The 24,174-nt window shown below is 64.0% G+C and carries 28 protein-coding genes and 1 tRNA gene; 11 read left to right on the forward strand and 18 right to left on the reverse strand.

The window, feature by feature from the left end; translation table 11 throughout:
* The first annotated feature begins 544 nt into the window (after positions 1-544).
* Both RMO25_RS03865 and RMO25_RS03870 read left to right on the forward strand, forming a co-directional pair.
* Positions 545-1,588, forward strand: coding sequence for an SDR family oxidoreductase (locus RMO25_RS03865; protein ID WP_309661283.1), 1,044 nt, complete (start codon positions 545-547; stop codon positions 1,586-1,588).
* Positions 1,585-1,935, forward strand: coding sequence for a hypothetical protein (locus RMO25_RS03870; RefSeq protein WP_309661284.1), 351 nt, complete (start codon positions 1,585-1,587; stop codon positions 1,933-1,935). The genes RMO25_RS03865 and RMO25_RS03870 overlap by 4 nt, the downstream gene beginning before the upstream one ends.
* Here the strand turns inward: RMO25_RS03870 and surE are convergent.
* On the reverse strand, positions 1,932-2,699 hold the full coding sequence (surE, locus tag RMO25_RS03875) for a 5'/3'-nucleotidase SurE (RefSeq protein WP_309661285.1): 768 nt from the start codon (positions 2,697-2,699) through the stop codon (positions 1,932-1,934). The genes RMO25_RS03870 and surE overlap by 4 nt on opposite strands.
* 310 nt (positions 2,700-3,009) lie before the next feature.
* On the opposite strand from surE, the gene dksA reads away from it, so the two are divergent.
* A complete protein-coding gene (dksA, locus tag RMO25_RS03880; protein ID WP_405051834.1) occupies positions 3,010-3,474 on the forward strand; it encodes an RNA polymerase-binding protein DksA in 465 nt (154 codons plus the stop codon).
* Between the two features lie 30 nt (positions 3,475-3,504).
* Here the strand turns inward: dksA and RMO25_RS03885 are convergent, their stop codons facing one another.
* On the reverse strand, positions 3,505-3,660 hold the full coding sequence (locus tag RMO25_RS03885) for a YdcH family protein (protein WP_309661286.1): 156 nt from the start codon (positions 3,658-3,660) through the stop codon (positions 3,505-3,507).
* A 176-nt stretch (positions 3,661-3,836) separates the two neighbouring features.
* Here RMO25_RS03885 and RMO25_RS03890 point away from each other — a divergent pair, with 176 nt between their 5' ends.
* The 4 genes from RMO25_RS03890 to RMO25_RS03905 all read left to right on the forward strand — a co-directional run bounded on the left by RMO25_RS03890 (position 3,837) and on the right by RMO25_RS03905 (position 6,220).
* Entirely contained in the window at positions 3,837-4,037 is a 201-nt protein-coding gene (locus RMO25_RS03890; RefSeq protein ID WP_309661287.1) for a DUF465 domain-containing protein, read from the forward strand.
* 94 nt (positions 4,038-4,131) lie between these two features.
* Complete coding sequence (locus tag RMO25_RS03895) at positions 4,132-4,620, forward strand: DUF1465 family protein (protein ID WP_309661288.1); 489 nt, start codon at positions 4,132-4,134, stop codon at positions 4,618-4,620.
* Positions 4,621-4,643: 23 nt separating this feature from the next.
* Entirely contained in the window at positions 4,644-5,789 is a 1,146-nt protein-coding gene (locus tag RMO25_RS03900) for an iron-containing alcohol dehydrogenase (protein WP_309661289.1), read from the forward strand.
* Positions 5,786-6,220, forward strand: coding sequence for a thioesterase family protein (locus RMO25_RS03905; RefSeq protein ID WP_309661290.1), 435 nt, complete (start codon positions 5,786-5,788; stop codon positions 6,218-6,220). Before RMO25_RS03900 ends, RMO25_RS03905 begins: the two co-directional genes overlap by 4 nt.
* On the opposite strand, the gene RMO25_RS03910 is transcribed toward RMO25_RS03905, so the two are convergent.
* Positions 6,217-7,176, reverse strand: a complete 960-nt coding sequence (locus tag RMO25_RS03910) for a nitronate monooxygenase family protein (protein ID WP_309661291.1) — start codon at positions 7,174-7,176, stop codon at positions 6,217-6,219. The genes RMO25_RS03905 and RMO25_RS03910 overlap by 4 nt on opposite strands.
* A 71-nt stretch (positions 7,177-7,247) precedes the next feature.
* Between RMO25_RS03910 and RMO25_RS03915 the strand changes: the two genes are divergently transcribed.
* A complete protein-coding gene (locus RMO25_RS03915; RefSeq protein WP_309661292.1) occupies positions 7,248-8,591 on the forward strand; it encodes a glycoside hydrolase family 43 protein in 1,344 nt (447 codons plus the stop codon).
* 106 nt (positions 8,592-8,697) lie between these two features.
* Here the strand turns inward: RMO25_RS03915 and RMO25_RS03920 are convergent, their stop codons facing one another.
* The 10 genes from RMO25_RS03920 to RMO25_RS03965 form a co-directional block, all read right to left on the reverse strand.
* Positions 8,698-9,912 (reverse strand): molybdopterin molybdotransferase MoeA, encoded by a 1,215-nt coding sequence (locus tag RMO25_RS03920; RefSeq protein WP_309661293.1) that lies wholly within the window; start codon positions 9,910-9,912, stop codon positions 8,698-8,700.
* A complete protein-coding gene (gene moaC / locus RMO25_RS03925) occupies positions 9,909-10,379 on the reverse strand; it encodes a cyclic pyranopterin monophosphate synthase MoaC (protein WP_309661294.1) in 471 nt (156 codons plus the stop codon). The genes RMO25_RS03920 and moaC overlap by 4 nt, the downstream gene beginning before the upstream one ends.
* Positions 10,376-10,951 carry a molybdenum cofactor biosynthesis protein B gene (moaB, locus tag RMO25_RS03930; RefSeq protein WP_309661295.1) on the reverse strand — a complete coding sequence of 192 codons (576 nt, stop codon included), beginning with the start codon at positions 10,949-10,951 and terminating at the stop codon, positions 10,376-10,378. Before moaB ends, moaC begins: the two co-directional genes overlap by 4 nt.
* Positions 10,891-11,346: a molybdenum cofactor biosynthesis protein MoaE gene (locus RMO25_RS03935; protein ID WP_309661296.1), complete on the reverse strand. Its 456-nt coding sequence runs from the start codon at positions 11,344-11,346 to the stop codon at positions 10,891-10,893. The genes moaB and RMO25_RS03935 overlap by 61 nt, the downstream gene beginning before the upstream one ends.
* Positions 11,343-11,579, reverse strand: a complete 237-nt coding sequence (locus RMO25_RS03940; protein ID WP_309661297.1) for a MoaD/ThiS family protein — start codon at positions 11,577-11,579, stop codon at positions 11,343-11,345. Before RMO25_RS03940 ends, RMO25_RS03935 begins: the two co-directional genes overlap by 4 nt.
* The gene (gene moaA, locus RMO25_RS03945; protein ID WP_309661298.1) at positions 11,576-12,559 is read right to left on the reverse strand and encodes a GTP 3',8-cyclase MoaA; all 984 of its coding nucleotides are present in this window, start codon (positions 12,557-12,559) and stop codon (positions 11,576-11,578) included. Before moaA ends, RMO25_RS03940 begins: the two co-directional genes overlap by 4 nt.
* On the reverse strand, positions 12,556-13,326 hold the full coding sequence (locus RMO25_RS03950; protein WP_309661299.1) for a sulfite exporter TauE/SafE family protein: 771 nt from the start codon (positions 13,324-13,326) through the stop codon (positions 12,556-12,558). The genes moaA and RMO25_RS03950 overlap by 4 nt, the downstream gene beginning before the upstream one ends.
* An 18-nt stretch (positions 13,327-13,344) precedes the next feature.
* A complete protein-coding gene (locus RMO25_RS03955) occupies positions 13,345-13,974 on the reverse strand; it encodes a DUF1223 domain-containing protein (protein WP_309661300.1) in 630 nt (209 codons plus the stop codon).
* 71 nt (positions 13,975-14,045) lie between these two features.
* On the reverse strand, positions 14,046-14,804 hold the full coding sequence (locus RMO25_RS03960) for a molybdopterin-dependent oxidoreductase (protein ID WP_309661301.1): 759 nt from the start codon (positions 14,802-14,804) through the stop codon (positions 14,046-14,048).
* Positions 14,801-15,724, reverse strand: a complete 924-nt coding sequence (locus RMO25_RS03965; RefSeq protein ID WP_309661302.1) for a cytochrome b/b6 domain-containing protein — start codon at positions 15,722-15,724, stop codon at positions 14,801-14,803. The genes RMO25_RS03960 and RMO25_RS03965 overlap by 4 nt, the downstream gene beginning before the upstream one ends.
* Positions 15,725-15,764: 40 nt before the next feature.
* On the opposite strand from RMO25_RS03965, the gene RMO25_RS03970 reads away from it, so the two are divergent.
* Complete coding sequence (locus RMO25_RS03970; protein WP_309661303.1) at positions 15,765-16,403, forward strand: TetR/AcrR family transcriptional regulator; 639 nt, start codon at positions 15,765-15,767, stop codon at positions 16,401-16,403.
* 177 nt (positions 16,404-16,580) lie between these two features.
* Positions 16,581-16,656, forward strand: a tRNA-Lys gene (locus tag RMO25_RS03975).
* A gap of 24 nt (positions 16,657-16,680) precedes the next feature.
* On the opposite strand, the gene rodA is transcribed toward RMO25_RS03975, so the two are convergent.
* The 5 genes from rodA to RMO25_RS04000 are packed head-to-tail and all read right to left on the reverse strand — an operon-like array spanning position 16,681 to position 22,180.
* Positions 16,681-17,793, reverse strand: a complete 1,113-nt coding sequence (gene rodA, locus RMO25_RS03980; RefSeq protein ID WP_309661304.1) for a rod shape-determining protein RodA — start codon at positions 17,791-17,793, stop codon at positions 16,681-16,683.
* Positions 17,790-19,730 carry a penicillin-binding protein 2 gene (gene mrdA / locus RMO25_RS03985; RefSeq protein WP_309661305.1) on the reverse strand — a complete coding sequence of 647 codons (1,941 nt, stop codon included), beginning with the start codon at positions 19,728-19,730 and terminating at the stop codon, positions 17,790-17,792. The genes rodA and mrdA overlap by 4 nt, the downstream gene beginning before the upstream one ends.
* Positions 19,727-20,248 (reverse strand): rod shape-determining protein MreD, encoded by a 522-nt coding sequence (mreD, locus tag RMO25_RS03990; protein ID WP_309661306.1) that lies wholly within the window; start codon positions 20,246-20,248, stop codon positions 19,727-19,729. The genes mrdA and mreD overlap by 4 nt, the downstream gene beginning before the upstream one ends.
* Positions 20,248-21,123, reverse strand: a complete 876-nt coding sequence (gene mreC, locus RMO25_RS03995) for a rod shape-determining protein MreC (RefSeq protein ID WP_309661307.1) — start codon at positions 21,121-21,123, stop codon at positions 20,248-20,250. Before mreC ends, mreD begins: the two co-directional genes overlap by 1 nt.
* A 13-nt stretch (positions 21,124-21,136) precedes the next feature.
* Positions 21,137-22,180 (reverse strand): rod shape-determining protein, encoded by a 1,044-nt coding sequence (locus tag RMO25_RS04000; RefSeq protein ID WP_309661308.1) that lies wholly within the window; start codon positions 22,178-22,180, stop codon positions 21,137-21,139.
* A 153-nt stretch (positions 22,181-22,333) separates the two neighbouring features.
* Here RMO25_RS04000 and mutL point away from each other — a divergent pair, with 153 nt between their 5' ends.
* A complete protein-coding gene (gene mutL / locus RMO25_RS04005; protein WP_309661309.1) occupies positions 22,334-24,112 on the forward strand; it encodes a DNA mismatch repair endonuclease MutL in 1,779 nt (592 codons plus the stop codon).
* Positions 24,113-24,174 lie beyond the last annotated feature (62 nt).

Here is a 24,174-nt window from a genome sequence, read left to right on the forward strand (position 1 = left end):
CGTTGCCAAGCTCGGATATGGGCAGCCATCGGCCCGGGCCAATCCGCTCCATCCGCGTTCGGCACAGATAACAGCGGCTGGTCCAAATTCCGCCCGCGGGTCGCCGGTGCCGCTTGCTGCGATGATGGCCCAACAGGGCGCAGACGAGGTTGATCATTCCACCGCTCCAGGCCGCGGCCGGAATGAGCGGTTCCGGAATCGTCGAACCGGGCGACATAGTCTTGCCCGGTCTCAGCGCAGCGTTAACAATATATATAATTAATATGAGTTAATCAACATTCTGCAATATTTGTTGCGATTGAACCGGGCTCGAACAGTTCTGAGCGGCGATTTCCGCTGCGGATTCAACCCGATCCAGCCGGCCGGACAGTGGGGTTTCCTGATTTGCCGCTACTCACCGCCAGGAAATATCGGTGGCCAGCGTTTGCCGTAGATTAAATCTTGGCAATGTTGGCCGTGAAAAGCGCCGGCGGACTTTCGGTTAGCCGCCGGCTCGGGCTAAGGGGGCGTCGCTGTCACCCTTTAAAAATGAGCCTAGCCAATAATGCCAGATGCCCCGCACGACGATTTTTCCGGCCGCCTGAGCAATGCTGGCGGTCGCTGGCTGGTGACGGGAGCAGCGGGCTTCATCGGGTCCAATATCGTCGAAACGCTGATCGCCGCTGATCAGGAGGTGGTCGGGCTGGATAATTTCGCCACCGGGCATCAGAGCAATTTGGACGAGGTAAAGACCAAGGTCGGGGACGATCGCTGGCGCCGATTCCGGTTCATCGAAGGCGACATCCGGGACCGCGAAGCTTGCGCCCGTGCGGTCGACGGGGTCGATTTCGTTCTCCATCAGGCGGCGCTTGGCTCGGTTCCCCGGTCGATGGCGGATCCGTTGAATTCCCACGATTCAAACGTCACCGGCTTCGTCAACTTGCTCGACGCGGCGCGGCTCGCCCGGGTCAAACGCTTCGTCTATGCATCGTCGAGTTCGGTCTATGGCGACGAACCCAATCTGCCCAAGCGCGAGGAGCGGGTCGGCCAGCCGCTGTCGCCTTACGCGGCGACCAAGGCCATCAACGAAGTCTATGCCCAGGTGTATGAGCAGGCGTTTGGCTTTCCGTCGATCGGCCTGCGCTACTTCAATGTCTTCGGGCCGCGCCAGGACCCCAACGGCGCCTATGCCGCGGTGATCCCCAAATGGCTGTCGGCGATGACCGCGGGCCGCTCGATCGAAATCTATGGCGACGGCACGACCAGCCGTGATTTTTGCTATGTCGCCAATGCGGTCCAGGCCAATGTTCGGGCGGCGATGGCCGGTGATGCAGCCCAGAACCAAGTCTATAATGTCGCGGTCGGCGGTCGGACGTCGCTCGTCGAGCTGTTCGGCCTACTGCGTGACGCTTTGTCGCGGCACCAGGTGCATTACACCAAGGAGCCGGTGTTCGGTGACTTCCGCCCTGGCGATGCGATGCATACCGAAGCCGACATCGGCAAGGCGAGCCGGTTGCTCGGCTTTGCGCCGACGCACGACATCAGCGAAGGTATTGCCGAGGCGCTGCCCTGGTATCTGGGAATGGCGCGCCGAACCGCCGCGCAATGAAGGCCGATTTTCTCGCGTGGACCCGGCTGTCCGCAGACGACTGGTATCAGGTAAAGCTATTCCTCGAGCGGGCCAGCGGGTTCAGCATGGACTCGTTGCACGTGGTCGTTGGGGTCGTGCTCCAGCTGCTGTTCGCCTTGCTGTTCCGGATGTCAGTGGCGCGGCCGTGGCCGTGGCTGGCGGTACTGGCGCTCGAGCTGGTCAACGAGACCAGCGACTTTCGCGTTGAGCGGTGGCCACAGCCGGGCATGCAGTTCGGCGAATCTGCCAAAGATGTTATCCTGACGATGCTACTGCCGACCGTGATCCTGTTGGTCGCGCGATATCGGCCGAAGCTGCTGCGTTAGACGCCGAGTTGACGGGCCAGCGGACCAAGCGAGTCGTCGTGGGTCAGGTCAAGGTGGAGCGGGGTGACCGAGACGAATCCGTCAGCAACCGCTTCAAGGTCAGTCAGATGCCCGGGCGTCTCGACCATCGGGCCGAGGCCGAACCAGTAATAATCATAGCCGCGCGGATCGGTGCGCTGGACAATTCGCAGCCGCCCGTAATCGCGGATCCCCTGGCGGCAGACGCGAATGCCCTTGACCTCGTCGGATGGGAGCGCGGGGAAATTGATGTTAATCAGCGCGCGGGGTGGGGTTTCGAACGTCAGCAGCGGCGCCAGCACGCGTTCCGCCCAGCCTTCCGCCGCCGCGAACGGCACCGTATCGCCCATGCCTTCGTGCGAATAGGCCTGGCTTAAGGCGATCGAGCGCACCCCCGCCAGCGCCCCCTCCATCGCCGCCGACACTGTGCCCGAGTAAGTGACATCTTCGCCAAGATTGGCGCCGCGGTTGATGCCCGACAGGATCACGTCGGGCGGCGAGTCTTTCATGACGTGGGCCAGCGCCAGCATCACCGCGTCGGTCGGAGTGCCGGTGACCGAAAAGCGCTGGTCGCCGTGGTGGCGCAGGCGCACCGGTTCAGTCAGGGTCAGGGAATGGCCGGCGCCGGACTGTTCCTCGGACGGCGCGACCACCCAGATGTCGTCAGCGAGTTTACGTGCAACCGTCTCGAGCAGGGCCATGCCGCGGGCATGGATGCCGTCGTCATTGGTCAGGAGGATGCGCATCGACCCGCCCTATGGGCGTCGAGTCCATAACCCGCAACCAGCCCGTGACTGGGGCCTTTCAACGGCATTATTGCGCCATATTGGCAACATCTTCCGCTTTTCTTCCAGTGACTTCGGTCAGTCCTTGTTAAGCGATTCGGCCTTATCTATAGGCCGCGTCGGGGATGACCGACTTGCCCGGCACGTAAGCCCCGGGAAAGTCTAGTGTAATCGCCTCCGGCTGCACCGGTGGCCCCGGCTGCAGCAGGCGGCGGGGCGTGTGGCCTCCATCGAAGTTACCTTTCGGTGGGCCCGCGATTGGGGAGGGATTATGGCAACCGCACTTGTCGACCTTTATGGCGGCGAACCGCTACCGTTTGACCGGCTCGTTCTGCCGAAAGCCTACAGCCCGACCGAGCGCGAAGCGTTCATGTGCGACAAGCAACGCGCTTATTTCCTCCGCAAGCTCAAGACCTGGAAAGAAGCGATCATCGATGAATCGCGGGCAACCATGGCCCAGCTGCAAGTCGATTCCATGCGCGAACCCGACCTTGCCGACCGTGCATCAAGCGAGACCGATTGGGCAATCGAGCTGCGCACCCGCGACCGTCAGCGCAAACTGATCGCCAAGATCGATTGCGCGATCCGCCGCCTCTACGAAGGTGAGTATGGCTATTGCGAAGTGACGGGTGAGCCGATTTCGCTGGCCAGGCTCGAAGCGCGGCCAGTCGCGAACATGACCTTAGAAGCGCAGGAGCGCCACGAACGGGTCGAAAAGGTTTCGCGTGACGACTGAGTCGACGCCTTTGGTGACTAATCCGGTCGGCTAATGGCCGAGCATCTCGTCCTTTAGTCTCAATTTTTCCTTTTTCAGGCGGTGCAGCAGATCTTCGTCGGGGTGCGAACGATGCTCTTCCTCGTCGATGAGGGCGTGCAACGCCGCATGCTTGGATGCCAGATCCTCGGCGGGTGCCTTGTCCATCGGCGTAATTCCTTTCGGCTACGAGTGACAGCATTGGCCAATAAATCATGATTCGCCGGCTTTGTCTCGGACGATCATTACGGTTTGACGACAAGTTCGCGCGGCCTGTCCCACCCGAGCCGCTCGCGACCGCTGGGAATTTTCCATTCAGCGCTCGAATGGACTAGGTGGGCGCCATGAACGACGACGAGACGGCCGCCCAGCAACTCGCCGCGCTGAAATTCGAGCATCGCACCCTTGATGCAGAGATTGCGGCCCTGATCGCCGACGGCGCGGCCGACCAGATCGAGATTGCGCGGCTGAAGAAACGCAAGCTTCGCCTCAAGGACGAAATCGAACGGATGCGTGACCACAGCGTGCCCGATATCATCGCCTGAAGCCGTCCCTTCGCGGGACAAATCGCGGTTAAATCGCCCCCGGCCGCCATTCTCAATCGTTTCCAGCGGCGTTCATCAGTGGCATCTAGGGCATATGGACGAATCGGTAGACATCCTTGGGACCGAAGCGCGGATTACGCCGCGGCTGGTCGACTCCTTTTACACGGAGGCGATGGTGCTGGCGGATGAGGCGAGGTCATATTTCGACGATGCCGGGCGCTTTGCGCGCCAGGAACTCGACCCGTTCGCGCGCGTCGGCTTCGCCTGCGAGTCGTTGAAGGTGACGACGCGGATCATGCACATCGTCGCCTGGCTGTTGACCCAGCGGGCGATTGAAAGCGGTGAAATCCCGGAACGCCAGGGCCGTCGTCCCGAGCGCCGCCTGGGCCATGCCCAGGACAGCGACCCGGCAATCGTCGAACAATTGCCCGAGGCGGCGCAGCGGCTGATCCACGGCAGCGCCGATCTCTATGCGCGGGTCAAACGCCTCGATGAGGGGACAATGGACGACGAACCGGCGCAAAGCCCCGCCCGCGCCCTGATGGGCCGGCTCGAGCGTGGCCTTGGTGGGCAACAGCAATAATCCGCGCTAGCATTGCTTGAGCGATGCCCAGTTTCACATTCCATCCCGGTCCACGGTTGCTTGCCGGAGCAGGTGAGGCATCGTCGCTGGCCGACAAGCTTCCCGATGGCCCGTGCCTGTTCGTAACGGACCAGGAAGTCGTTCGCCTCGGTTTGACCGACGCGTGCTGCGTGGCGCTCGAAGCCGCCGGCAGAACAGTGGTGTTGTTCGATGACGTAGAAGCCGACCCGTCGCGCGCGACCCTGATGGCCGCAGTCTACGCCGGTGAGGCGGCCGGGGTCCAATCGGTGATCGGGTTCGGCGGTGGCAGCCCGATGGATGTCGCCAAGCTCGCCGCCTATCTGCTCGGCTCGGGGGACGACCTCGACACGGTCTGGGGAGTCGATATCGCCAACGGTAAGCGTTTGCCGCTGGCGCTGGTCCCGACCACGGCAGGCACGGGTTCCGAAGCGTCGCCGATTTCCGTCATCACCTGTGAGGGCGGCGTTAAGATGGCGGTCAACGCGCGGCCGCTGACCGCCGACTGGGCGGTTCTTGATGCGACGCTGACGCTGGGCCTGCCGCGCCACGTGACGGCGGCGACCGGCATCGATGCGATCGTTCACGCCGTAGAGGCCTTCACGTCGGCGCGGCTCAAGAACCCGGTCTCCGATGCGCTTGCCCGCGAAGCCTTGCGACTACTCAGCGCCAATCTTCTCACCGCCTGCAACCAGCCGGACAATCTTGAAGCGCGCTCGGCGATGCTGCTTGGCGCTCACTTCGCCGGCCTGGCTTTTGCCAATGCGCCCGTCGCCGGAGTCCACGCTTTGGCCTATCCACTGGGCGGCATTCATCACCTCGCCCACGGCGTCAGCAATGCGTTGATGTTGCGCCACGTGCTCGCCCACAATGTCGAGGCGGCCCGCGATCTCTATGCCGAGCTAGCCGAAATCATCGCGCCGGAATGCGCCGGGCAGGGAAGCCAGGCCCAGGCCGCCGTGCTGATCGAGCGGCTCGACCAGCTGGTATCCGACAGTGGCATTGCGCCGCGGCTGCGCGATCACGGCATCGGCGAGCAGGACATTCCGGCGCTGGCCAGCGAAGCGATGAAACAAGGGCGGTTGCTGGTGAACAATCCGTGCCCGATCGAGGAAGCGGACGCGCGCCGCCTATACGAGGCGGCGTGGTGAACCGGGAAGCGAGGGCGTCGCGCCCGGACTTCCAAGCGTGGGCGACATTTTCCACCCGATGGGCCGACAATGACGCCTACGGGCATGTCAACAATACGGTCTTCTATGAGTGGTTCGACAGCGCGGTGAACGGCTGGCTGGTCGGGCAGGGCTTGCTCGACATCGCCGCCGGCGATCCGATTGCTTTGGTGGTCGAAACGCGCTGCAATTATTTCGCTCCACTCGCTTTCCCCGGGGATGTCGAGGTCGGCCTGAGGGTTGCCAGCCTCGGCCGATCGAGCGTCCGTTACGCAATCGGTGTGTTCGCGGTCGGTGAGGGCTTGGCCGCGGCGCAGGGCGAGTTTGTCCACGTGCTGGTGGGTCGCGCCAGCCGGCGGCCGGTCGCGATGCCGGACAGCTGGCGGCAAAGGCTGGAAGCGATCGCCGACTAGCGGCAGATGGCCGATTTCGCGGCGGCATATTCTTGGGCCAGTCGGGCAATCAATTCGGCCGTGGAAAGGATCCGGTCGACCGCGCCGACGCCCTGGCCCGAGCCCCAGATATCGCGCCACGCCTTGGACTTGCTTGAGCCTTCCGAGCCGAATTTCATGGCGTCGATATTGCCCGCTTCGAGCGCGTCCGGATCGAGGCCGGAAGCGACAATCGACGAGCGCAGATAATTGCCGTGCACGCCGGTGAACAAATCGGTGTTGACGATGTCGGCGGCGCTGGCCTCGACGATCGCCTGTTTATAGCCGTCCGAGCTGTTGGCTTCGGGCGTGGCGATGAACGGCGAGCCGACATAAGCGAGGTCGGCGCCCATCGCCTGCGCGGCGAGGATGGCGTCGCCGGTCGCGATCGCTCCCGACAGGATCAGCGGCCCGTTGAACCATTTACGGATTTCGTGGACCAGCGCGAACGGCGACCAGCGCCCGGCGTGGCCGCCGGCGCCCGCCGCGACTGCGATCAGCCCGTCGGCGCCTTTCTCCACTGCTTTACGCGCGAAGCGGTCGTCGATGATGTCGTGCAGCGTAATCCCGCCCCAGCCGTGGACCGCGTCGTTCAACTCAGTGCGCGCGCCGAGCGACGTGATGATGATCGGCACTTTCCATTTCGCGCATACCGCCATGTCATGCTCGACGCGATCATTAGAGCGGTGGACAATCTGGTTGACCGCGAACGGCGCCGCCGGCGTGTCGGGGTTGGCCCGGTCATACGCTGCCAGCGCCTCAGTAATCTCGTGCAGCCATTCGTCGAGTTTTGCGGCCGGGCGCGCGTTCAAGGCGGGAAAGCTGCCGACAATCCCCGCCGTGCACTGGGCAATCACCAGCTTGGGGTTGGAGACAATGAACAAGGGCGCGCCGATCATCGGCAGGCGCAGGTGCGACAGGATCGGGGGCAGGGCCATGGCCATGCTTAGGCCACAACTTGTCGCCGCTGCCTAGACTGGGCGCAAGCGCGCACTTATCCCGCTTGGCGATGGTCACCTTTCAGGTCGATGCCGTGGCGCATGGCGATGGCGCGCAAATCACCGTGCGCTCGTCGGATGGTAAAGCCAGAACCTACGCCGTCGCTGGCCGTGAGCAGCAGCATTATGCGGACTTTTATGCTGCTTTGGCCCGCGACTTCGCCGCCCGGTTGCCGCATTTTGCGGGACCGGCCGACTACCCGCCGAGTAAAGTGGTTTGGCGGCCGCTACTGACGACCAATATCTCGCCGCGGATCCTGTGCGGTTATGGCGACCCGGCGGTGCTCAAGACCGCCGCCGGTTTTTATCTCGTCGCGACGTCCAACGACGCGCCCGATGCGTATCCGATCCTATATTCGGACGATCTTGAGCATTGGCAGCACCGCGGCTTTGTCTTCCCCGCAGGCATGGCCCCAGCGTGGACCGCCACTGGCCGCCACATCGCCGATTTCTGGGCACCGGAAATGGCCAGGGTCGGGGACGAATATTGGCTGTGTTTCACCGCGCGGCAGATATCGAGTGTCCTCGCCATCGGCCTGGCCAAGAGCCGCGACCCGGACGGGCCGTGGGTCGACATCGGCCGCCCGTTGCTGACAGGCAAAGTCGGCGGGGTGATCGACCCGCATTTGTTCATCGATGCCAACGGCGATCGATATTTATTCTGGAAAGAGGACAGCAACGGCCTGTGGCCGCGCCCGCTCGCCGGGCTGCTCCACGAGAAGCCCGAGCTGATCGAGCGCCTGTTCGCCAGCGAGGAAGATCGCCGCACCGCCGCCTTCGCCGCGGCAATCGTTGGCTGGGCCAACGGGCGCCGGCCGATGGAACGGTTTTTCCTGATGCAGCCGTTCATCGCCGCGGTGTTGAACAATTGGCGCCAAGCGAAACAGGTGATCGCCGACTTCGGACTGGCACCCGCGATTGTTGCCGCGATGACGACGCCAGTCTGGGCCCAGCGGCTGGCCGAAGACGGGCTGTCATTCACCGGCGAACCAGCTTTAATCCTGACCAACGACCAGGGCTGGGAAGGGCATCTGATCGAGGGCCCGTTCGTCACGCTCCAAAAGGGCCGATACTGGCTGTTCTACGCCGGCAACGACTTCGCCAGCCCATATTACGGCATCGGCGTCGCCGTCGCCGACCATCCGCTGGGCCCGTACGTCAAGCAATCGGAGCCTTTGCTGCATTCGAGCCGGGCGTGGACAGCGCCGGGCCACCCATCGGTCGCCCTGGGCCCGGACGGCGAGCCTTTATTGTTCTTTCACGGCTTCCATCCCGGCACCGGCGGCTACAACGCATTTCGGGCCTTGCTGACCGTGTCGCTGCACTTTTCGGAATTCGAGGTCACCGTCGGCTGAAAAATGATGGACGCATTAGGGCTCAAACCTATGACCCGCTGATTAAGCGTGCGGCTCGAACGTCGTTTCCAAGTGCTCGACCATCGCCACCGCCGATGCGCGGTCTTTAAGGACGGGAAAATGGCAGGAACTGGACCGTCGATCCGGCCGCGCACGGCGCCGAGAATGGCAGGCGTCTGACCAGAGCGTTCGCGGACAACAATGGAGTTTGCAGGCCGCTGTCCTGGCGCGGATCGACGGTCGTCAGCGCTCGTCCCGCAGCATCAATCGCCACATGCGCTCGAAGCCACGCCTCGCGCGCGCCATTTTCACCAATCGCATCGGTCAGCGTGGCGATTTGCAGGGCCATGCTCGGCGCCGGATCCCGACCGAGACAAAGATCGATCAGGGGCCGGAGGAGCAAATGCGCACAAACGAACGCCGAAGACGGATTGCCGGGCAGGCCCAGGACGGGTCGCCCATCGGCCAGACGGGCGTGCCAGCACGGTTTGCCGGGAACCACATTGATGCCCCAGAACAGCATCTTGGCACCGACCATTTCGAATGCCGGTCGGAAGAGGTCGCGGGTTCCGACGGAGGCTCCGCCAAGCGGCACGATCAGGTCGGCACTGTCTTCCAGCGTGCGGATCGCGCTGACAATGCGGTCCAAATCGTCGGGCAAGACGACAGGGCGAATGGCAATTGCGCCCCATTCTTCGACCAGCGCCTCGAGCGCAAAAGTAGCACTATTGTAGATCGCTCCCGGAGCTAGTGGCTGGCCAGGATCGCGCAACTCGTCGCCGGCCGCCAGGATTGCGACACGCGGACGGCGAGCGACCGCGACCTCGGCCAGTCCCGCCGCGGCGATCAAGCCGATCGCGGCTGGACCAAGGCGCTGGCCGGCCTCGACGAGGATCTGGCCATAAGCGAAATCCATCGCCGCCGGCCGAACGAACGGCGGTCCAGAGGAGTCGACGATCGTCACGACGCCGCCAGCGCTCGCCACGTTTTCCTGGATGACAATACGATCGGCGCCGTCGGGAACGATCCCCCCGGTTGCGATTTTGACGCATTCGCCTGGTCCCAGCAGGCCGGCGAACGGCGCGCCCGCTGGCGCCTCGCCGACGAGCCGGAGACGCGCGCCTTGCATCGAGTCTGCCGCGCGCACTGCATAGCCATCCATGGCGGAAGTGGGCGCCGGCGGCTGGTCGTGTCGAGCAGTGACATTTTCGGCGAGCGTTCGGCCTGAAGCGTCCGCCAACGAAACGATCTCGCTGCCGAGCGCGCCATGTCCGTCGAGCAGGATGCGCCGCGCCTCGTCGAGTGGCAGGAGCGGGGTCATTCCCGCCGCCACGTCCCCGATTTTCCGCCGCGTTTCTCAATCAGTTCGACGCGCTCAATCCGGATGTCGCGCGCCGCGCTTTTCAACATGTCGTAAAGCGTCAAACAGGCGACCGCGACGGCGGTCATCGCCTCCATTTCGACGCCGGTGCGCGCGGCCGTGGCTGCCTGTGCCGTGATCTCCAGTCCCCCCTCCGCCGGGCAAATTCGCACCTCGACCGAATCCAGCGAGAGTGGGTGGCACAGTGGAATCAGCTCGGCGGTTCGTTTGGCGCCCATGATCCCGGCAAGCTCGGCGACCGCGATCACGTCGCCTTTGGAGATCATCTTGTCGGCGATGCGTGCAAGCAAGGCGTCCGGCACGGACACGAACCCGCGCGCAATCGCCACCCGGTCGCTTACCGACTTGGACGAAACATCGACCATGCGGGGCCGCCCGTCGCCGCCAAAGTGGGTGAGGTCGCTCATGACTCCATTAGGCGCGGCATGATCTCGATCAGGTTGCACGGGCGGGTGCGATGGTCGAGCTGGGGCGCGATGACCTTGGTCCAGCCGTCGCGGACCGCCCCGTTCGACCCCGGCAAACAGAAGACGAAGCGGCCATTGACGACCCCGGCGCAGGCCCGCGACTGGATGGTCGACAGGCCGATGGAATCATAACTGACCCGGTGCCACACCGCCGCGAAACCCTCGATCACCTTGTCGAACAACGGCATCACCGCTTCTGGCGTGACGTCGCGCCTGGTGAGCCCGGTGCCGCCGGTCGAGATGATCACGTCAACCGCTCCGTCATGGCAGAATTCGCGCATTTGCGCGGCGATCCGCTGCGCATCGTCGGGGACGATGGCTTTGCCCGCAAGGCGATGGCCGGTCTCGGCGATGGCGGACGCGAGATAGCGGCCCGACGTGTCGGTCTCGTCGGTGCGGGTGTCGGAAACGGTCATCACCGCGATCCCGACAGGAATGAACTCCCTCGCGCTCAGTGCGTCTCCTCCCAGCGAGCCCGATCCATTTGGTCCGAGGACCGCGCTTCGATCCAATGATCCCGCCCAGTGTGGGTCTCGCGTTTCCAGAATGGCGCTTCGGTCTTGATTCTGTCCATTGCATAATCGACCGCGTCGAAGGCTAAGCGGCGACGCGGCGCGGCGGCGGCGACGAACACGATCGGCTCGCCGGGGCAAACTTCGCCGACGCAGTGCACTATTGCGATCGCCAAGAGCGCGAAACGGGTCCGGGCATCGGCGGCAATTCCCTCCAGCGCTGCTGGAGTCATTCGTTCATGGAAATCGAGCCATAGTTTCTCGACCGCGCGGCCTTCGTTCAGGCCCCGCACCACCCCGGTGAAGGAGGCGATTCCGCCGGCGCCCCTGGCGGTCGCGATGAACTCGGCGAGCAGCGAAGGCGGGTCGATCGCGTCGGTTGCAATGCCGATCATCCGCCCGACACCGGCGGCAGGAAGGCGATTTCGCGGGCGGCGCCAAGCGGCGCATCCCCCAGCACGAGGGAATCATCAAGGGCCATGCGGACCGATTGGTCGAGCAGGTCGGGATGGTCGCGCCCGAACCAGCTCCGCACGGCTTCGGTGGTGGCAACATCGGGCGGCAAGTCGATGTCGCATTCACCGTCCTCAACGAGGCTGCGCAGCCGCCCGAAGAACCGCAATTTCACCCGCCGGTGACCGACATGTGCCGATTGACTGCACCGGTGACTTGGGCGGCGATGCGGAAATCATGTCCGAGCGGCTTGCGACAGATCACAGCAGCGATCGCGTTTTCGAGCGGTTCGGTCGGGGCGTGATTGCGGAGCATGGCGCGCAGGTCGACCCCTTCGTCTTGACCCAAGCAGAAGCACAATTGGCCGGTCGCGGTCACCCGCACGCGGTTGCAGCCACCGCAGAAGTTCTCGCTCAGCGGGGTGATGAAGCCGATTGTCCCACCCTCATCGGTGGTGAAATATCGCGCCGGCCCACCCGTCTGCGCCGCGCTCGGGGTCAAGGTCCAGCGCTGGTCGAGAAGGTCGCGAGCAGCGGCCATCGGGACATGCTGGTCGATGCGTGATTGCTCGACATCGCCCAACGGCATGACCTCGATGAAGCTGATCGAAGCGCCGCGGCCGTGCGCCCACTCGGCCAATTCAACGACCTCACTCAGATTGTCGTTGCGCAGCACGACGGTGTTGAGCTTGACCGCGATCCCGGCCGCCAGCGCCGCGTCGATCCCGGCAATGACCCGGTCGATCTGCCCGCCGCGCGTGATCTGGGCGAAGCGCGTCGGGTTAAGGCTGTCGAGCGAGACATTGATCCGCCGGATGCCGTTCCTGGCGAGCGCCTCGGCATGGCGTTCAAGCTCGGTGCCGTTGGTGGTCATGGTGATTTCGTTGAGCGCGCCCGAGACCAGGTGACGCGACAGGCGGCCGACGAACTCGACGAACCCCTTGCGGACAAGTGGCTCGCCGCCGGTCAGGCGCAAGCGCCGAACGCCAAGCGCGACGAAGGCGTCGGCAACAGCGCCGAGCTCATCCCAATCGAGCAGATCGACGCGCGGTTGGAACCGCATCGCCGCGGGCATGCAATAAGTGCAACGCAAGTTGCAGCGGTCGGTGACCGACAACCTCAAATAAGTGATGGTCCGCCCGTATGCGTCGATCATCCGGCGCCTCCGTGAATCGCCCCCCACCAGCGGAGCGCGAGCCTGACCCCGACATAGAGGATCAGCAGCGCGGTGACGATCCGCAGCAATTTGGGGTCGAGCCGCCCGCTGCCCACAGCAGAACCGATCAAGCCGCCAACGATTACCGCCGGGAACAGCCAGAGATGGTCGCCGATCACGGCGCCGGCCACGGCAAGGCCCTTGCTCGCTTGGCCGACCAGGCCGGAGATCGAATTGACCAGGATGAAGGCGGCGCAGGTCGCGGCGATCGCCTTGGGCGAGGCCCAGCGCAACAGGTAGAGCAACGGCGCGAGGAAAATCCCGCCGCCGATCCCGACCACGCCGGCGACAAAACCCAGCACTCCGCCGGCGACCGGTTCGACCCAGCTGGCGCCGGTTCGTGGCGATTGCGACGCGTGCTCCCAATAGGGCTGCCACAGCATCAGCAGGCCGGCGATCAGCAGCGCCGCCGCGAGCAGGCCAACGAACAAGGTCTCACCGATGACTAGCCGTCCGCCGAGCCAGGCCGCCGGGACCGAAGTCACGAACAATGGCCATGATCGCTTGACGTCGAGGTGGCCGGCGCGGGCGAAGCGCCAGGTGCCGACCGACACCACCAGGATATTGCACAACAGGGAAATGACCGGGATCGCCCGATAGTCTGAACCCACCAGCACGAGCAGTGCGGTATAGGTTGACGCGCCGCCAAATCCGGCGACGGCGTAAAGCAGGGCGGTGAGGAAGAATAAGCCGGCTAGCAGGAACATCGATCGGTCCGCGCGGAGTCAGATTTTGCGCGCGGCGATGATCGGCCCGCCCTTGCCGCGTTGGACGAAAATCGCGCTGCGCAACGCCGGATCCTTCGGCACGGCAAGCGCAAAATGGCGCGCTGGACCGGACCACGTCCCCAGCGCTTTGAGTCGCGTGACAATATTGCGGTGGGGCAGTGTGCGGCCGCCATTCTCCCCCGCCCGGATCGCGACATTGCGGACACGGGGGTCGTAAGTGACTTGCCAAACGGTCGCGGGCCTTTGAGCCTTCGCCGCGCCGATTTCCACCGCGCTGCCCGATATGGCGATTATCGGTCCGTTCCTGGGCGAACCCGCTTTTGCGGCAGCCTGGCGTAGCGAGCTCGCTTGGCTTCCCGCGTTCACGCCATTGATTACGAATTGCGGCGTGAAAACGCGATTGCCGCTCGCGGCATGAGCATAATCATATTGCCTCTGCGTATATTCCGGCCTGGCGAAGCCGTCCTTCCACCCGAGTTGGTCCCAATAGGTCACCGCAAAGCTAAGCGCGAGGACAGCCGGGTCGGAGGCGATCGCGTTGAGCGCGGCATTGGCCGGCGGGCAGCTCGAGCAACCCTGGCTCTGGTAAAGTTCGATAACGATCGGCGCCAGGCCTGCCCGTGGCATCGGTGCCGATGCGCCCGGCGAGCAAGACACCAGGGCGATTCCTGCGATGAGAGCGGAGCCAGCGCGCATCGTCAAATTCCCGCATACCAGGCGTAATCGCCATGATCTTCCCAATAGCCGCCTTTACCAGCGAACAAATCGTCGATGCGGCGGCGGGCCTCGATCCGCATCACGAACTTGGCATTTTTGTAGCCAAGCTGGCGCTCGACCCGCAGGCGGGCTGGCGCGCCGTGGCCGATCGGCAGCTTTTGGTCGTTCATCAACAGGGCCAGGATTGTCTGCGGGTGGAATGCATCGACGATGTCGATCGATTCATAATATTGGGCTGCCCCGATAGAGTCGGCGCAGTGGAAGACGATGAAATTGGCCTGGGTCGACAAGCCCGCCAGGCGCAAGATTGGACCCAGTTGCGGCCCCTGCCATTTGCCGATTGCCGACCAGCCTTCGACGCAATCGTGGCGGGTGATCTGGGCACGCTGGGGGAAGCGGATGAGGTCGCCGAGCGAAAGCGCCAGCGGACGCGCCACCAGCCCGTCCACGACTAGCCGATAATCAGCGAAATTGTTCGCCACCATCGCCGCATATTCGGGTGTGTTGGGCATGGCCGTGCCATTGACCCGGAACCGCGGCGACATGTCCGCCACCGAATATTCCCTGGCCAGCGTGTCGCGCCCGGCGACAATCCGCTGCGCGCGGTAGTGCAGCTTCTCCGAGCTTTGGAGAATCGCCTTGAAAGCGGGTGACCGGTCGAGCCGGTCGCATCCGGCGAGCGACAGGCCGCCGAATCCGGCGATCCCGGCGATCAGCGAGCGGCGGTCGATGCCGTTCATGGCTGCGCACCTTTCTCCTGAGGCAGCCGATACCGACCCGTGATCATCGACCGCACTTCGTTGAATGGCCCCGCCAGAACCACCATCGCGACATGCACGAAAAAGAACCCGACCAGTAGCCAGGCGACAATGAAATGGATCGACCGCGCCGACTGCCGCCCGCCGAAGATGTCGAGGAGAAACGACCAGCCCGAGTCCATCTGCGGCGACATGGTCAGCCCGGTCAGGACGATCAGCGGCAGGAAGACGAACAGCACCGCTCCATAACTGAGCTTCTGGAGGATGTTGTAACGCGCCGCCGCGGCCCCGGTCGGGAAGCGCAGCCGGGCATGATCCTTGATGTCCCGCCAAATGTGCGACGGTGCGATCTCCTCCCTTGTCGGCGCCAGGTCGCGCTGGACGTGGCGGTTGACCAGCGAGATGATTAGGTAGCCGATCAGGCCGATCGCGAGGATCCAGGCGAAGGCCAGATGCCACAGCCGCGCATGGGCCAGGCTGTAGGTCGAGGGAATCGTCAGCCAATAGGGAAAGGCGCGATGCTGGATGACGCCATGGACATCCGGCCAGGCTCCGAGCAGCCCGGTGGTCTTGACCTGGAGCGCGCCGAGCTTGGCGAAACCTTCATTGCCGTGGGATCCGATCTCGAACCAGGCAGTGTCGAAATTGGCGCCATATTGTCCCCAGTACAGCCGGGGGTGGGCGTTGAAGATCATCAGCCCGCTCAGCAGCATGACGAACAATGCCAGCGCATTGGTCCAATGCCACAGCCGGGTCGACAGGCGATGGCGCTTGACGATGTCGCCACCGTGGACCGGTGCAGCAAACGCCTCTGCTTCGGGGAATGTTTCGGCAGGCGCGTCGGTCGGCGGCGATACGTCATCCGCCACGCCTTCGTCTGGCGTTCCGGTGGTTTCAGTCATGTCGGGTGATTGGCTCATCTTCGACCTCAAACCGAGCGACTTGCACCTTCGCTATTCCATGATAGTTAGTTGGTCAACTAACATTTCGGGAAAAGCGATGGGCAGGAAAAGTACGGACAAGAGGGCGCGTTTGGTGCAGTCCGCGGTGAAACTTTTTCACCTCGAGGGGCTGCAGGCAACGTCGATCGCCAACATCGCCCGCGACGCTGACGTGCCGGTAGGAAACGTCTTTTACTATTTCCGCACCAAGGAGGATCTCGTCAGAGCGGTCGTTGACCATTGGCTCAAGCGTATCGATGTGGCTCTGGACTCGCTGCTGCCCGACGCAAACCCAGAGTTGCGGCTGGAGGCCTTTCTCGATGCCTCGGCCAGCTCTGCCGACGTTTATGCGTCGGTCGGCTGCCCGCTCGTCGGGCTTGCCCGCGATCTCCGCCTTTCCGACGATTCGCTTGCACCGTTGGCCGGAGAAATGGCCGCCCGCCAGTGCAGCTGGATCGGGCGATTATTCGAAGCCACGGGATTGAACGCCGCGGACGCGTTGATCCGCGCGCGTTCCTTTTTGGCGACCCTGCAGGGCAGTTTTCAGCTGGCCTTCGCCTTGCGCGATCCCGAAATAGTGCACGAGTCCATCGCCGCGCTTAAGCGGCACGCACTAGGGTTCGAACCTGGGACCCGCTGAGTAAGCGTAATCGTTGCTTAACCGAAATGAAAATATCTAATTTCAATAACTAAGAGAAACCCCAAATCGAGGTTGGGCACCCTAAACTAGACCAGCTGAGTCTATCGTTCGGATGCGTGTGACCAACCACTTGTAGGACTGACGTACCACGCTATATGCCCGCCATCCCTACAGCGTGGATCGGTAGCTCAGTTGGTAGAGCGTTCGACTCTTAATCGAATGGTCCTCGGTTCGAGCCCGAGCCGATCCACCATTTTTCGTGCATCAACCCGGCCGGTCAAACCAGCTTCGACGTCGTTCGTTGCTGCCGCTCGAGCGCCATTAGCAAACCGAGGCACAGCATCACGGTCATCACCGCCGAACCGCCGAAGCTGACCAGCGGCAGCGGAATGCCGACCACCGGCGCCAGGCCCATGACCATCATCAGATTGATCGAGACGTAGAAGAAGATGGTTGCCGACAGGCCGGCGGCGGCGAGCTGGGCGAAGCGGCTGCGGGCATTGAGGCTGACCATCATCCCCCAGCGGATCACCGCGCCGAAGGCGAGGATGACCAGCAAGCCGCCGACCAGGCCCCATTCCTCGACCATGGTTGCGAAGGCGAAGTCGGTATGGCCTTCGGGCAGATAGTCGAGGTGGCTCTGGCTGCCGTTCAAGAAGCCCTTGCCGAAGATGCCGCCCGACCCGATCGCGATCTTCGACTGGCTGATATGATAGCCGGCGCCGAGCGGGTCGCTTTCGGGGTCCATGAAGATGAACACGCGCTTGCGCTGGTAATCGTGCATCATCGAAAACGCGATCGGCGCCGCCACCGCGACCGCCGCCGCGCCGGCGAGGAACAGCCGCATCGGCACGCCGGCGATGAACATCATGGTGATGCCACCCAGCACGATCATCATGCAGGTCCCGAGATCCGGCTGGACCAGGATCAAGACCGCGGGCACGCCAATCAGCGCCGCCGCCGGCCAGATCGCCCGCCATTTGCGGATGTCGCCGGCCGGCAGCAGGTCGTAGAAGCGGGCCAGCACCAGCACGATCGCCGGTTTCATGAACTCGCTCGGCTGCAGGCGGATGACGCCGATATCGAGCCAGCGCTGGGCACCCTTGGTGACGAACCCGAGAAGCTCGACCAGCACCAGCATCACCAGCACCGCACCATAGAGCGGGAAGGCGATGCTCTTGATCGTCGTCTCCTTGATCCACGACATGCCGATCGCGATGCACAGGAAGACGAGGAAGGTGATCGCTTGCTTGAGCGCCCACGGCCGGATCGAACCGCCGGCCGCCGAATAAAGCGTCAGCAAGCCGACCATGGCGATCCCGGCGACGAGGAAGATCAGCCGCCACGGCAGCTTGGCCAGCGGCTGCGGAATGATTGCCGAGGAGATCATGCGGTTAGTCGCCTGGCAGCGGCGAGGGCTTTGAATTGCGCGGCCTGGCGGGCGTTGCGCTCGGCGAGAGTCCCGCCCCACTGCCGCTCAAGGGGGGCGAGGGCGTCCATGGCCTTCTGCTGGTCGAATAAATAGGTCATCGTGTCGCGCACGATCGGTGCCGCGGCCGAAGCGCCAAAACCGCCATGCTCGATGATGCAACCGATGGCGAACCGCGGCTTGTCGGCCGGCGCAAAAGCAACAAAAAGCGCATGGTCACGAAGAGCCCAATTCGATTGATGGCCGCGGTTCCCAAGCTTGAAAACCTGGGCGGTTCCCGTCTTGCCCGCCATCTGGATGCCGTCGAGCGGAAGCTTCGACCCGACTGCTGTGCCGTGTTCGTTGACAACTGCAGCCATGGCCTTTCGGACAAACTCGAGATGGTCCGGATCGACGTCGAGGTCGCTTATCGGCTTTCGCTTGGCGGCCATCAGCAAGCGCGGCTCAAGCAATTTACCCGACGCTAGTCGCGCCGGCATAACCGCCAGCTGGATCGGATTGATCAGGACGTAACCTTGGCCGATCGAGGTATTGGCCGTGTCATAGCCCTGCCATTCGCGATTATACTTTTTCCGAAGCCATTCCGGGTTTGGCATCGTGCCAAAGCGCTGGGTCGGGATCGGCAAATCGAAGTGCTGGCCATAGCCCAAATACTGAACCATTTCGGTGGTCTGCCCAGGATCGGTGATCAGGCCGGTCGCCCAGAAATAGGTATTGCAGCTGCGCTCGATCGCCTGATGCATGTCCATCAACCCATGGACCGCGTCGCACCGGAAGTAGCGATTGCCGATCCTCAAGCCACCTGGACAATTAACGCGTCGGCTGGGGTCAATACCCTGCTTTAGGAAGGCCAGCGCCATGGCCGGCTTGATCGTCGATCCGGACGGATAGAGACCTTGTGTGACCTTGTTGAGAAGCGGAATATGATCGTTCTCGGACAAGACCCGCCATTCGGTCCGGCCGATACCGCTGCTGAAACTGTTTGGGTCGTACGCAGGCATGGACACGAAGGCCAATAGATCGCCGCTTGCCACGTCCATGGCGACCAGCGCCCCCGATTGGTCGCCCATTCGCCGCGCTGCATATTGCTGAAGCCCCTGGTCGATGGTCAGCTGGACGGTATTGCCGCTGCGGTCGGGCTTGGGCTCGAGCTCGCGCACCAGTTTGCCGCGGGCGGTCAGTTCGACGCGCTGCCCGCCGGGCGTTCCGCGCAGACTGCTTTCGAGAGTCTTTTCAAGGCCTTCCTTGCCGATCTTGAAGCCCGGCGTAATCAGCAGCGGGTTCTTGTCGCGCTCATAATCCTTGGCCGACGCGGCGCCGACATAACCGACCAAGTGCGCCACCGCCGGCCCGTCGGGATAGAAGCGCGAGAATCCGCGCATTGGCTGGACCCCCGGGAGTTCCGGCAGCCGAACAACGACCTTCGCATAATTCTCGTATGGGACGTTCTCGGCGACCTGGACCGGCTGATAGCCACGTGCCGCCTTCATATCCCTGAGAATGCGGTCGACATCGTCGATGCTGAGGTCGAGCAGTTGGGCCAGCGTCTTCAGCGTCTGTTCGAAGTTCTCGACCTGCTCGGGGATAAGATCGACTCGAAAATCGCTGCGGTTGATCGCGATCGGCTTGCCGCGGCGGTCGACCACCCAGCCGCGCCGCGGGGGCACGATAATCAATTGCACTCGATTGCTTTCGGACAGCAATTGATAATGCTCGTTCTCGGCCACCGACAGCCAACCGAGCCGGCCGATGAGCACCGCGCCGACCCCCACCTGGGCGCCGCCGGTAAGCAGCATCCGCCGCGAAAACGTCATTGACTGGTGGGCCGACGTGACGCGCTTGCCGTTCCGTAACGGCCCGCGTTTTACCGGTCGCTTGCTCGTTGGAACTTTGCTCATCGACCAAGTCTCCAGCGATCGATCCGGCCCACCAGCCAGGCCGCGATCGGGAACACAAATATCGCAATCAGCAGCGGCGGCAGGATCGTGGCGAAGGCTCCGGCCGGGCCGGTCAGGCTGGCGATCCAATATTCGAAGCATTCACCGAGCAACAGCAACAGCGCCGCGAGGCCCCACTCGATCCAATAATCACGCCACATCGTGCGCCGGTCGACAAGGTCGAGCAGCACCATGGTGGCGCTCCACAATACGACCGACATGCCTAAAGGAGCGCCGGTGACGAGGTCATTGGCGAAACCCAGCGGCGCCGCCCACCACGCCGGCCACGGATCCGACCGCAGCAACCGCCAGGCGATCAGCACCAGGAAACCGAGGTCGGGATACCAGCCGCTGGTCGAAACCAGCGGCAGCGTTGACAGCATGGTGCCGGCGAAGACTGAAATCGCCGGAATATAGGGCGCGGTGGGGCGTGGACCTTGCCCGATGCGTCGTCCCGAACTGAGCGCGGCGCGAACCATCACGGTGCCTCCGCGAGCGGCAAAGGCTCGGTTGCTTGGGCTTCAGGCTCGAACGGCGCTTCGACCACCGCGAAGCTGGTGTTGACGGGGTCGGCTAGCGGTACCGCGATCGCGCCGTCGTCGTCGAGGCGGACCACCCGGGCGATGGGCACCAGGGGCGGATAAAGCCCGCCAGTACCTGAAGTGACGACGATATCGCCACGGCGAAAGGGATTGTGTCCGACTTCCAGCGGCCTCAAGTCCACCGTACCGTCGCCGCGCCCTTGGGAAATGACCGGTTGCCCGCCGCGCAGGATCCGCGCCGGGACAATGTTCGAGCGGTCGGAAATCAGCAGCACGCGCGACGCCAGCCGGCCGGCGTCGATGATCCGGCCGATCAGCCCATCGGGGGAGCGCACCGGCATGCCGACCTGGACGCCATCGCCAGTGCCGACCGACAGCACCGCGAACCGGCGCGGGCTGCTCAGCGATGAGCCGACGATCCGACCGGCGGCGATGGCGGCGCGGCTGTGCTCCCGCAGCTGCAAGGCGGCCTTGAGCTGCCCATTTTCCTGCAGGATGGCCTTGGCTTCGATCATCCGCTGCAGCATTTTCGTGCGCTCGGCCTTGAGCTTGGCGTTCTGGTGCGCGGCATCCCAATAATTGCCGGCGCCGCTGACTAGTCCCTCAGCAGTCGAAGCGACTTCGTTAAGGGCGCCGCTGATCGGCGCGGTGACATCGAGCGCGGCACCGCGCACCGTTTCAAAACTATTGGGGGCAAGCAGCGACAATGCGAGTAGCAAGACGCCGGTAACCAGCCCGGCCATAACCGCCAGGAAGCTGAAAAACAGCCCGTATTGAGCGCGTCTCGACCAGCCCGGACGCGGCGGCGCCATCGTTCAGCGCCCGTCAGGCGGTTTGCAACACACCGCGGAACTGCTCTTCTTCGAGCGCCCGGCCGGTGCCCAGCGCAACGCAGGTCAGGGGATCGTCGGCGACGGTGACTGGCAAGCCGGTTTCGTCGCGCAGCACCTCGTCGAGGCCCTGCAGCAGCGCGCCGCCGCCGGTCAGCACGATGCCCTGGTCGCAGATATCGGCGGCGAGTTCGGGAGCGGTATTTTCAAGCGCGATGCGGACCCCTTCGACGATCGTGCCAACGGGCTCCGACAGCGCCTCGGCGATTTGCCCCTGGTTGATCGAGATTTCCTTGGGGACGCCGTTGACCAGGTCGCGGCCCTTGATGTGGACGGTCTTGCCGATGCCGTCGACCGGCGGCTTGGCGATGCCGACTTCCTTCTTGATCCGCTCGGCAGTGGCTTCGCCGATCAGCAAATTATGGTTGCGCCGGACGTAGGAGCTGATCGCTTCGTCCATCTTGTCGCCGCCAACCCGCACCGACGTGGTGTAGGCCAGGCCGCGCAAGGACAGCACGGCGACTTCGGTGGTGCCGCCGCCGATGTCGACGACCATCGATCCAATCGGTTCGGTGACCGGCATGTCGGCGCCGATCGCGGCCGCCATCGGCTCCTCGATCAGATAGACCGAGCTGGCGCCGGCATTGGACGCGGCGTCGCGGATCGCGCGGCGTTCGACCGAAGTCGATCCCGATGGCACGCAGATGACGATTTCGGGAAAACGCCAGGCGCGCATCTTGCCGCCTTGGACCTTGTGAATGAAATGCTTGATCATCTGTTCGGCGACATCGATGTCGGCGATGACTCCGTCGCGCAACGGCCGGATGGCCTCGATTTGGTCGGGCGTCTTGCCCATCATCAGCTTGGCGTCGACGCCGACGGCCTTGACCCTTTTGACCCCGTTGATGGTCTCGATCGCCACCACCGACGGCTCGTTGAGGACGATGCCGCGCCCGCGCACATAGACCAAAGTGTTGGCGGTCCCGAGATCGATCGCCATGTCGTGCGACATCCATTTGAACCAGCGCGCCCAGAACATCCGTTTTATGTCTTTCGTTTTATCCGCGACTGGCGGTTAACGATGCCGCTAACCCATTCACGAATAAGTAAACCCCGACCCGTGAACGCGTTGTAAATTCCGGTGAAAATCAACCCTTCGCGGAAGTGATTCGATTGGGCTAGGACCCTTAACATGTCAATAACGCTGCTGCCTTCCGAACTGATTGATCGCATCGCCGCCGGCGAGGTGGTCGAACGGCCGGCGAGCGCCTTGAAAGAACTGGTCGAAAACGGACTGGACGCGGGCGCGGGGACGATCGCCATCCGGCTGGCCGGCGGCGGCATCGACCTGATCGAAGTGATCGACGACGGCAGCGGCATGGGACCGGCCGACTTGGCCCTCGCGCTTGAGCGGCACGCGACCTCGAAATTGCCCGACGGCGCCATCGACCGGGTGACCAGCTTCGGCTTTCGCGGCGAAGCGCTGCCGTCGATCGCCAGCGTGTCGCGCTTGACCCTGGAAAGCCGGATGCGCAGCGCGGATGGCTGGCGAATTGCTATCGACCACGGTGCCAAAGTGGGCGAGGGGCCAGCGGCACTGCCGCCCGGCACCCGGGTCAAGGTCGAGGAATTGTTCGCCAAGGTCCCCGCCCGCCGTAAGTTCCTGCGCTCGCCCCGCGCCGAATATGCCGCCTGCCTCGATGTCGTGAAGCGCCTCGCCATGGCCCGCCCGGACGTCGGCTTTAGCCTCGAACATGACAGGCGGCGCATCCTGTCGCTGCAGCCGGCGAGCGCCCCGGCGCGGGTCGCCGAGATCCTCAGCCACGAACTCGACCGTCACGGCATCGGCATCGATTGCGCTCGCGACGGCCTCGGCCTGACCGGCGTGATCAGCCTGCCGACCTTCAATCGCGGCCTGTCCGACCAGCAATTCCTGTTCGTCAATGCGCGGCCGGTGAAGGACCGGTTGCTGGTCGGCGCCCTGCGTGCCGCCTACCGCGACCTCATCGCTCGCGATCGCCACCCGATTGCCGCGCTGTTTCTCCACGTCCCGCTCGAGGATGTCGACGTCAACGTCCACCCGGCCAAGACCGAGGTCCGCTTTCGCGATCCATCAGCGGTCCGCGGGCTGATCGTCGGCGGCCTCCGCCACGCGCTCGACGAAGCCGGCCATCGCAGCGCCGTCCATGACCAGGCCGCCGCGCCGGTGATGTGGACCAATAGCGAAACGTACCGTCATCCCGGTGAAAGCCGGGATCTCATGCCGAATGGGCAATATCTCCCTGGGGCCCCGGCGTTCGCCGGGGCGACGATGTTGGCCGAGGCCCGCGCTTTGTTTGAATCCCAGCCCGCCGCCCGCGCCGAAGCGGCGACGGAACCGGTGCCGAGTTTCCCGCTCGGCGTTGCCCGCGGGCAGGTGGCGGCGACCTACATCGTCGCCGAGGCCGAAGACGGGCTGGTGATCGTCGACCAGCACGCCGCCCACGAGCGGCTGGTGCTCGAGCGGATGCGCCGGGCTCGCGGGGAGGGAGCTGGCGTCGCCCCGCAAACCCTGCTGATCCCCGAAGTGGTCGAACTCGATGAGCCCGATTGCGATCGCCTCGAAGCCGCCATCCCCGACCTCGCCGCGCTGGGTTTGGAAGTCGAACGCTTCGGCCCGGCGGCGATGCTGGTCCGCGCCACACCCGCCCCGCTCGGAACGACCGATGTCCGCGGTCTGCTCACCGATCTCGCCGCCGAGCTTGCCGAACTCGGCCAGGCGCTCGGCCTCCGCGACAAGCTCGACCTCGTGTCCGCGACCATCGCCTGTCACGGCTCGGTCCGCGCCGGGCGCATCTTGTCGGTCGCCGAGATGAACGCCTTGCTGCGCGAAATGGAAGTCACGCCGCGCTCGGGCCAGTGCAATCACGGCCGCCCGACCTGGGTCAAACTCGGCCACGGCGAGATCGAGAAACTGTTCGGGCGCCGATAGGCGGCCCGTCACGGTGACATCATTGCCTTTGGCCGCGACCAGCCGCCCATGCGTAATGTCTG

Origin of the sequence: Sphingomonas sp., assembly GCF_031361285.1 — a bacterium.
Lineage (GTDB): Bacteria > Pseudomonadota > Alphaproteobacteria > Sphingomonadales > Sphingomonadaceae > Sphingomicrobium.